The sequence below is a fragment of the Porphyromonas sp. CAG:1061 genome (genome assembly GCF_000435035.1).
Classification (GTDB): domain Bacteria; phylum Bacteroidota; class Bacteroidia; order Bacteroidales; family Porphyromonadaceae; genus Porphyromonas_A; species Porphyromonas_A somerae.
In genome coordinates, this window is sequence record NZ_HF988884.1 from 18532 (window position 1) to 26906 (window position 8375).

General features: G+C 49.4%; 9 protein-coding genes. All 9 read right to left on the reverse strand.

The annotated features are described in order from the left end of the window. Nucleotides 1–46: 46 nt before the first annotated feature. A complete protein-coding gene (gene nqrF / locus QVO39_RS02505; RefSeq protein WP_021902884.1) occupies nucleotides 47–1300 on the reverse strand; it encodes an NADH:ubiquinone reductase (Na(+)-transporting) subunit F in 1254 nt (417 codons plus the stop codon). 32 nt (nucleotides 1301–1332) lie between these two features. Further along, nucleotides 1333–1947, reverse strand: a complete 615-nt coding sequence (nqrE, locus tag QVO39_RS02510; RefSeq protein ID WP_018029020.1) for an NADH:ubiquinone reductase (Na(+)-transporting) subunit E — start codon at nucleotides 1945–1947, stop codon at nucleotides 1333–1335. A 45-nt stretch (nucleotides 1948–1992) separates the two neighbouring features. Beyond that, entirely contained in the window at nucleotides 1993–2625 is a 633-nt protein-coding gene (locus QVO39_RS02515) for an NADH:ubiquinone reductase (Na(+)-transporting) subunit D (protein ID WP_018029021.1), read from the reverse strand. Nucleotides 2626–2634: 9 nt separating this feature from the next. After that, nucleotides 2635–3336: an NADH:ubiquinone reductase (Na(+)-transporting) subunit C gene (gene nqrC, locus QVO39_RS02520; protein ID WP_018029022.1), complete on the reverse strand. Its 702-nt coding sequence runs from the start codon at nucleotides 3334–3336 to the stop codon at nucleotides 2635–2637. 48 nt (nucleotides 3337–3384) lie between these two features. Beyond that, nucleotides 3385–4602: an NADH:ubiquinone reductase (Na(+)-transporting) subunit B gene (locus QVO39_RS02525; protein ID WP_018029023.1), complete on the reverse strand. Its 1218-nt coding sequence runs from the start codon at nucleotides 4600–4602 to the stop codon at nucleotides 3385–3387. 46 nt (nucleotides 4603–4648) lie between these two features. Then, nucleotides 4649–6001 carry a Na(+)-translocating NADH-quinone reductase subunit A gene (locus tag QVO39_RS02530; RefSeq protein ID WP_021902885.1) on the reverse strand — a complete coding sequence of 451 codons (1353 nt, stop codon included), beginning with the start codon at nucleotides 5999–6001 and terminating at the stop codon, nucleotides 4649–4651. A 141-nt stretch (nucleotides 6002–6142) separates the two neighbouring features. Further along, the gene (locus tag QVO39_RS02535; RefSeq protein WP_021902886.1) at nucleotides 6143–6811 is read right to left on the reverse strand and encodes a ComEA family DNA-binding protein; all 669 of its coding nucleotides are present in this window, start codon (nucleotides 6809–6811) and stop codon (nucleotides 6143–6145) included. Between the two features lie 3 nt (nucleotides 6812–6814). Further along, nucleotides 6815–7483, reverse strand: coding sequence for an ABC transporter ATP-binding protein (locus QVO39_RS02540; protein ID WP_021902887.1), 669 nt, complete (start codon nucleotides 7481–7483; stop codon nucleotides 6815–6817). 4 nt (nucleotides 7484–7487) lie between these two features. Continuing rightward, nucleotides 7488–8213 carry a tRNA threonylcarbamoyladenosine dehydratase gene (locus QVO39_RS02545; protein WP_288171637.1) on the reverse strand — a complete coding sequence of 242 codons (726 nt, stop codon included), beginning with the start codon at nucleotides 8211–8213 and terminating at the stop codon, nucleotides 7488–7490. Nucleotides 8214–8375 lie beyond the last annotated feature (162 nt).

Genomic DNA, 8375 nt, shown 5'->3' on the forward strand with positions numbered 1-8375 from the left:
CTGAACTATCAGCGACGCCCGATTGTTTTCAATATTGATCAGGGGATCAACCGAAGTCATCAAAGAAGATGCTTTCGCGTGATACGCCTAGATCGTCGAGCATCTTCAGTGCAGATGCGGCCATAGGACCAGGACCACACATGTAGTACTCAATATCCTCAGGAGCTGGATGATCCTTGAGGTAATGATCGTAGATCACTTGGTGGATAAAGCCAGTATAGCCTGTCCAATTGTCCTCTGGCAGAGCTGCCGAAAGTGCAATGTGGAAGGAGAAGTTAGGGAACTCCTTTTCTAGCTTACGGAAGTCTTCCTCATAGAAGATCTCCACCTTGGATCTAGCACCATACCAGTAAGACACCTTACGCCCTGTCTTGAGGGTGTTAAATAGGTGCAAGATCTGTGCACGGAGTGGTGCCATACCAGCACCACCACCGATATAGAGCATCTCGGCATCGGTATCTTGGATGTGGAAGTGACCATAAGGACCCGACATCATCACCTTATCTCCAGGCTTTAGGCTAAAGATATAGGTGGAGGCGATACCAGGAGGCACCTTCATCCAACCACCATTCTTGCGGTCGAATGGAGGGGTAGCGATACGTACGTTGAGGGTGATGATGTTACCCTCTGCAGGATAGTTGGCCATAGAGTAAGCACGTACAGTCTCCTCGGTATTCTTACCGGTCAGACCCCACATATTAAACTTATCCCACTCAGCCTTGAAAGGCTCCTGAATCTCCATGTCGGAGTACTTGACGTCGTACTTCGGAATCTTAATCTGTGCGTACGAACCAGCCTTGAACTCCATGTGCTCTCCCTCAGGAAGCTTCACTACAAACTCCTTGATAAAGGAAGCCACGTTGCGGTTGGAAATCACCTCGCACTCCCACTCCTTCACACCAAAGACCTCCTCAGGTACCTTGATCTTAAGGTCTTCCTTCACCTTCACTTGGCAGGAGAGACGGTAGTGGTCGTTGATCTCTTTACGGGTAAAGTGAGGCTTCTCTGTAGCGAGAATCTCACCGCCACCATCTACCACTTGGCAGCGACACTGCCCGCAGGTACCTTGTCCACCACAGGCACTTGAAAGGTATACCCCTTGATTTTGTAGCGTGGTGAGCAGGCTACCACCTTGTGGTACTTCTAGCTTTTTGTCATCGTTGACGGTAATGGTGACATTACCCGAGGCTACTAGCTTGGATTGTGCTAGCAGCAATAGTACCACGAGCAACAGTATGGTCACTAGGAACACCACTGTGCTGACGATTATCGTGGTTGTTGAAATTGCTAAGAATGTCATTATAATATTCGCTTATTAGATATTTCGTTTCCTTAAATGCTGAGCCCTGAGAATGCCTGGAAGGCGATACCCATCAGTGCTGTGATGATAAAGGCCATACCTAGACCACGGAGTGGCTTTGGAGTGTCGTTGTACATCATCTTCTCACGGATAGCGGCCAGACCTACAATAGCAAGTAGCCAACCAATTCCTGAACCGAAGGCATAAACTGCTGCTTCGCCGATATTGGGGAATGCACGCTGTTGCATAAATAGCGAGCCACCAAGGATGGCACAGTTCACAGCGATAAGGGGTAAGAAGATACCGAGCGAATTGTATAGCGAAGGGCTAAACTTCTCTACCGCCATCTCAAGGATCTGCACGAAGGCAGCAATCACGGCGATAAAGATGATCAGGCTAAGGAAGCTGAGATCCACCTCGGCAAGGCTAGGATCGATCCACTGAAGTGCTCCTGGCTTGAGTACATAATTCTCGAGTAGCCAGTTGAGTGGCAAGGTGAGTGTCAGTACTACAGTCACCGCTACGCCTAGACCCAGAGAGGTCTTGACATTCTTGGAGATGGCCAGATAAGAGCACATTCCAAGGAAGTAAGCGAAGACCATATTGTCCACAAAGATGGACTTGACAAATAGACTTAAATATTCCATATCTTAGATATTATCTATTGATGTTCGTGTATTCACTTACTAATATTAATTCTCCTCCTGAAGCTCAGGATTGATACTGCGGTGTACCCAAATGATCACTGCCACAAGGATCAGTGCCATAGGGGGTAGGATAAAGAGGCCGTTATTGACATAACCAGCATCGTAGAAGCTCTGAGGAATCACCTGATACCCTAGTAGTGTACCAGAGCCAAAGAGCTCACGGAAAAAGCCCACGATCACTAGGATTAGTCCGTAGCCAAGTCCGTTGCCAATTCCATCAAGGAAGGAGGGCCAAGGCTTATTGGTCATCGCAAAGGCCTCTAGGCGACCCATCAAGATACAGTTGGTAATAATCAGTCCCACGAATACCGAGAGCTGCTTATTCAGCTCAAAGGCATACGCCTTCAGCACCTCGCTCACGATGGTTACAAGGGTAGCCACTACCACCAGCTGTACGATCACACGAATATTATTGGGGATGGTCTTGCGGAGTAGTGAGATGATCACGTTGGCAAAGGCCACCACCACTGTTACAGAGAGTGCCATCACGATGGCTGGCTCTAGCTTACTGGTGACAGCAAGTGCCGAGCAGATACCCAGGACTTGTACCACCACAGGATTATTCTTGCTGATAGGGTCCAGCAAGGTTGCTTTATTCTTTTTATCAAATAGTGCCATAATGAGATGTTACTTTCTTAGAGTGTCTAGATAGGGTCGGTAGATCGAAAGGGAGTTGAAGAGCATATCATTGACTCCATTGGAGGTAATAGTACCTCCCGAGATGCCATCTACGCGGTCTTGTCCTTCTACCTTAGTACTTTTCTTCACTACTGCGATGCTCTTGAAGTTGCCATCTTTGTAGATTTCAAGTCCCTCAAAGTGCTGTCTAAAGTGATCGTAGTTAGCGATCTCGGCACCAAGACCTGGTGTCTCACTCGCGTGGGAGAGATTGATTCCGTAGACTGTGCTAGCATCGTCGTCGAGGGCGATGTAGCCCCAGATAGGACCCCAAAGCCCAGCTCCGTGAAGGCCAAGTATGTACTTCGTGGCTCCATCAACGTCGGCTACAAATACAGGAGCTGTGCCGTCACCGATCTCTGCGAGGTCTTTAGTGAAAGCCTTATCCTGAACATCCGTTCCCTCACTATCAGGTACGATCTGTCCATCCTTATCTATCAAGAACGCTTCCTTGATCACGGCATGGTATGTGGCAGGTACATCCTCAGGGTACAGCTTAAGTGCTGCTAGGATCTGTGCCATAGTGTCTTTATTGACATTCTCTGTCTGCTTATCCTTCAGTGCCTGTGAGGTAAAGGCAAGCCCTACTGCTACCAAGATCACCATGATAGCAGAGTAGAGAATGACGTAGGTATTACTATTTTTATTCATTGTCTTTTATTCCGTCTCTTACTTATATAAATAGGAGTGAACTCCCTATTACCTACTCTCTACAGCTGCAGTGGCTGCTTTGGTACGCTTGAGTCGTCTCTGTACATTGGCGTCCACTACATAGTAGTCGATCAGTGGTGCAAATATATTCATCAGCAAGATAGCCAGCATCATACCCTCTGGATAACCAGGGTTGAGGGCGCGAATAGATACAGCCAAGAAGCCAATCAATAGACCATAGATCCACTTGCCTGTCTCGGTACGAGATGAGGTGACTGGGTCAGTAGCCATAAATACAGCACCAAAGGCAAAGCCACCTAGAAGTATATGGTCAATGGCAGGAAGAAGCATCACCCCATTACCGCCGATCGCATTGTAAAGAAGAGCGGTAAGGAAGCCACCACCAAATACCGAAACCATCACCTTCCAGCTAGCCACCCCAGTGATGAGGAGCAGCAAAGCGCCAATCAAGATAGCAATGGTAGAGGTCTCACCGATAGAGCCAGGGATCAGTCCGATGAAATAGTCCATCGTACCGATAGGCTCTCCAATCGCATTGGTAATCACGGGAGTGCCCTCGGCTAGACCAGCTTGTCCCAGCGGAGTAGCACCGGTATAGGCATCGATTGTAGCGGCATCGCCACCCAAGCCAAAGGCCTTGCCTGTGCGAATGAATACGCTATCGCCCGACATCTGAGCAGGGTAAGCAAAGAATAGGAAGGCACGGGTCACCAGTGCTACATTGAATATATTGTAGCCAGTACCACCAAATACCTCCTTAGCAAATACTACGGCAAAAGCAGTTGCCACAGCGATCTGCCAAAGTGGAGTCTCCACAGGGACAATCATAGGAATCAGCAGTCCCGAAACGAGGAAGCCCTCGGCAATCTCCTCGTGCTTGTATTGGGCCACCGCAAATTCAATGCCTAGTCCCACTACATAGCTCACAATGATCTGTGGCAGTACAGCTAGGAAGCCGTACCAGAAGATAGGCCAGAAGCCCATCTCTTGACCTGTCACCAAGTAGTGCTGGTACCCCACATTGTACATTCCGAATAGAAGTGCGGGGATCAATGCCAGTACCACTACAATCATCGTTCTCTTAGAATCGTTGGCATCGTGGATATGTACCCCACGCTTGCTCGTCGTATTAGGAACGAAGAGGAAGGTCTCAAAGCCCTCAAAGGTCGACCACAAGCCAGATAGCTTGCCACCCTTCTCAAAATTGGGCTTGATCTTGTCTAGATATTTTCTTAAACCGTTCAAAGCAGTAAATCCTTATATCGTTATTCTTTATATTCCATTCAGTAGACTAGTTGAGCTCCTTGTAGAGTTGGTCTAGTCCCTTGCGGATAATGTATTGGAGCTCCAGTTTGGAGGTGTCCACAAACTCACAAAGTGCGAAGTCCTCTGGTGCCACTTCATAGATGCCTAGCTCCTCCATCTTGTCGATATCAAAGGCGATAACCGACTTGATGAGATACTCAGGGAAGATATCGAGTGGGAAGACCTTATCGTACTCGTTGCTCACAATGATCGCTCTTGGACCACCCTTGATACGGGCGTCGAGGTCGTGAGGTCGTGAGGTGCCGAAGAATGCACTTGGATAGTTCCTATTGACGCTAAAGCGCTTAGGGCTAATGGAGGCCCAACCAAATAGCTCATTAGTCTCATCCCCCTCTGGGATAGCAGTGATCAGGCTGTGGAATGGGCTGAGGTGTCGGTAGTCACCGATCACCTGAGTGCCAGTGAGTACATTGCCATCGATTAGACGAACCTTTCCGCGCTTAGTATCCAGCTTATTTTGGCAAAGCTGAGCCACATCGGCACCAGCGATCACCTTGGCATATCCAGCACTCTCCATGCGAGAGCCAGCAAATACCACCTTACGGCTCAAGTCTACCTTGCCAGTAGCTAGGAAGCGACCGAGTAGAGCCAGCTCAGTGATGCCGATAACCCATACATTCTCCCCCTTACTAATAGGTCTTGTGTGATTGATCACCACACTTGCATTGCCAATAGGGTGAGGGCCTTGCATCTCGTGGATCTCGCAGTTGGTCAGAGAAAGACCACTGCCAGCCTTAGTGCTGATATGTACCCTGCCGATGGTCAAACGGCTGAGTAGATCAACCGCCTTCTGTAGATAGGGCTTATCCTCTGCGATGAGCTCTAAAGCATCGCCCTCCAATGGAGCACTCTGGTAAGCCGTTACATAGATGTCTCTTGGCGTCTTGGTAGGATCCACTACTCTATCATAAGGGCGATTGCGGAAGAGTGCCAAAAAGCCACTCTCTCCGAGTAGAGCGAGCACCTCCTCGGTGCTTTTGCTCTCAATGCCTTGAGTATCAAATTGCTTGTACTCAATGGTCGTGTCGGGCTTCACCTCAATATAGAGGATTTTGCGCTTCGCACCACGACACACTTGGGTCACCTCACCACTAACAGGGGCTGTCAGCTTGAGCATTGGCGCCTCCTTGTGATAAAGCAGTGGCGAGCCTGCTTGTACACGGTCACCTACCTGCACCTCTAGTCTAGGCACAAACCCAGGGAAGTTGTCGGGCGATATACCGTACGAATGGACTTCTCCTACACTCACCTCTACTTTGGGAGCTTCTCCCACAAGGCGGATGTCGAGTCCTTTCTTGGTCTTAATTACATTAGCCATATAGTTCTTATAAGAAACTTATTAAAGTATTATTCCTTGCAAACTTACTATTTTTTAGAGTAACCCACATCTTTTTCCGAAACTTTGTGGCTTTACTCGTTACTATTAGAGGGGAAAGTGTGAAAAAGCATTATCCCAAGGCTACTTGAGGGGGAGGTAGGGGGCGAGGCGAAGGGAGTCGTCGGTAGAGAATTGTCCGCTCTCCATCAGGGCCTTCCATGTGGGCTCTTGGCCACTGCGGAGTATCTCCTTGAGCACTTTCGTGTGGCGCCATTGGAGGTAGGGGTGGCGAGGGATGCTATCTCGGCTAATGTCGAGTGGGGTGGGGGCGGTCTCAATCCGAAAGAAAGGGGCAATCTGATCGTATCTCTCCCGATCCATACCATAAACCTCCTGCAACTGCTCCACCACGTAGTAGCCACCTAGCAGCTCGCGATACTTGTAGATCCGTCGAGCAAATGAGGCGCCAATCCCTGGTACTCGGGTCAGAAGAAGGGTGTCGGCACTATTGAGATCTATCGTGGCTCCCTTCTCTAGCTTTTTGGGGTAGTGGGCACGTTCTGGTGGGCCAGGGTATCGTGATGTGCGGATAGGAGCAGAACTAGCCGTTGTCTTCGGCGCCACATATAGCGTGTCCGATGGGTTCTTTGTCTCAATATATATAGTATCGCGAACCTGATAAGATTGCACCTCATTACTCTTTATACTGGCACTACTTTGTCCACTAAAATAGACGTAGACGATCAGCCCCAGTAGCAATACCAGTAGCCAAATCAGTACCTTGCGATCGCCTTTTGTGATCCCACCCATAGCCTACTCTTTGATGATGCCATCCTCTAGCTTGATGGTGCGGTGGGTGACCGCCGAGATCTGAGGGTCGTGCGAAACGATTAGAAACGTCTGACCCTCCTCCTCATTCAGTTGGTGAAAGATGGCATGGAGCTCTCGCCTATTGTCGCTATCAAGTGCCCCCGTTGGCTCATCTGCCAAGATCAGGAGAGGATCGTTGATGAGTGCCCTTGCCACCGCCACTCGCTGCTTCTCCCCACCACTCAGTTTGGCAGGTCTGTGTTCAAGCCGATGGCTCATGCCCAGTTTGTCAAGGATCACCTTTGCTTTTGCCAACGACTCCTTCTTGCTCACCCCCGCAATCATACTCGGAATAGCCACATTCTCCACCGCTGTAAATTCGGGTAAAAGCTGGTGCGACTGAAAGACAAAGCCCATCTGCCGATTGCGGAAGTCCGACTGCTCATCACGACTAAGCTGGTGCACCTTCACCCCGTTGATCTCTACACTTCCACGGTCAGGCTTATCCAGAGTGCCAATGATTTGTAGCAACGTGGTTTTTCCCGCCCCACTGGCACCTACAATCGCTACAATCTCCCCCTCCTGCACCTCCATATTTATCCCTTTTAGGATCTCCAACTTCCCGAAGCTTTTGTGAAGGTCCTCCACTTTGATCAGTGTCTTTGCTCCCATTCCTCTACTTTATCAGATGGTCAATAGCTACATAAGCGGCATAGCAACCAGCAACGGCCGGATTGTAGGCAATCGTCCCAGTGATCGACTTCTTATTCTGTTCCCCCTCTGTCACTACAATGGCATGCTCGTGGGGTAACTCCTCAGAGTAAACCACTGGAAACTTTAGCGATACCTCCAGACGCCTTAGTCGCTTCCGAATCATACGTGCCAGTGGGCAGTTCTTCGCCTTGTCCATCCGTCCTATCTTTAGTTGGCGAGGATCCAGCTTCGCTCCAGTGCCCATAACACTCACGAAGGGGATCTCACGCTCCACAAGGGCTTTGATCAGATGCACCTTCGGGCTGAGTGTATCGATCGCATCAATCACAAAACTGTAAGGAGCCGCGTCGAGTAGCTCAAATGTATCCTCATCGCGGACAAATTGAACCCTCACCTCCAGGTCGATATCGGGGTTGATATCCCTAATCCGTTCGCTCCAAAGCTCCGCCTTACCCCGCCCGATAGTGCTGTGCAGTGCAATCAATTGCCGATTGATATTGCTGCTGTGGACGCTATCACTATCCACAATCGTCAGCTTGCCAATGCCCGTGCGAGCCAGCATCTCGGCAGCATAGCCACCTACACCACCAAGACCTACCAAAAGCACATGACTCCCCCGTAGCTTCTCCAGTTGTTCGCTACCGAGGAGCAACTCCGTACGGCTCTGCCACTCTCTCTCTTCATTCATACCACAAAGGTAATAAAATAAACCTTGCCACCCGACATACACCTTATATATATGTGTCGGATGAAGATCAAAGAAAACCCCGAGGGGTTTCATATATACCACAGCCTATATATAATATATGTATCGCACAAAAAAAGCACCCGTCAGGGTGCCACTCAGCTA

What these genes read in the sequence shown, in the direction of transcription:
- QVO39_RS02545 (WP_288171637.1), bottom strand. Translation starts at nt 8,213, where the DNA reads ATGAATGAAGAGAGAGAGTGGCAGAGCCGTACGGAGTTGCTCCTCGGT.
- nqrC (WP_018029022.1), bottom strand. Translation starts at nt 3,336, where the DNA reads ATGAATAAAAATAGTAATACCTACGTCATTCTCTACTCTGCTATCATG.
- QVO39_RS02515 (WP_018029021.1), bottom strand. Translation starts at nt 2,625, where the DNA reads ATGGCACTATTTGATAAAAAGAATAAAGCAACCTTGCTGGACCCTATC.
- nqrE (WP_018029020.1), bottom strand. Translation starts at nt 1,947, where the DNA reads ATGGAATATTTAAGTCTATTTGTCAAGTCCATCTTTGTGGACAATATG.
- QVO39_RS02530 (WP_021902885.1), bottom strand. Translation starts at nt 6,001, where the DNA reads ATGGCTAATGTAATTAAGACCAAGAAAGGACTCGACATCCGCCTTGTG.
- nqrF (WP_021902884.1), bottom strand. Translation starts at nt 1,300, where the DNA reads ATGACATTCTTAGCAATTTCAACAACCACGATAATCGTCAGCACAGTG.
- QVO39_RS02540 (WP_021902887.1), bottom strand. Translation starts at nt 7,483, where the DNA reads ATGGGAGCAAAGACACTGATCAAAGTGGAGGACCTTCACAAAAGCTTC.
- QVO39_RS02535 (WP_021902886.1), bottom strand. Translation starts at nt 6,811, where the DNA reads ATGGGTGGGATCACAAAAGGCGATCGCAAGGTACTGATTTGGCTACTG.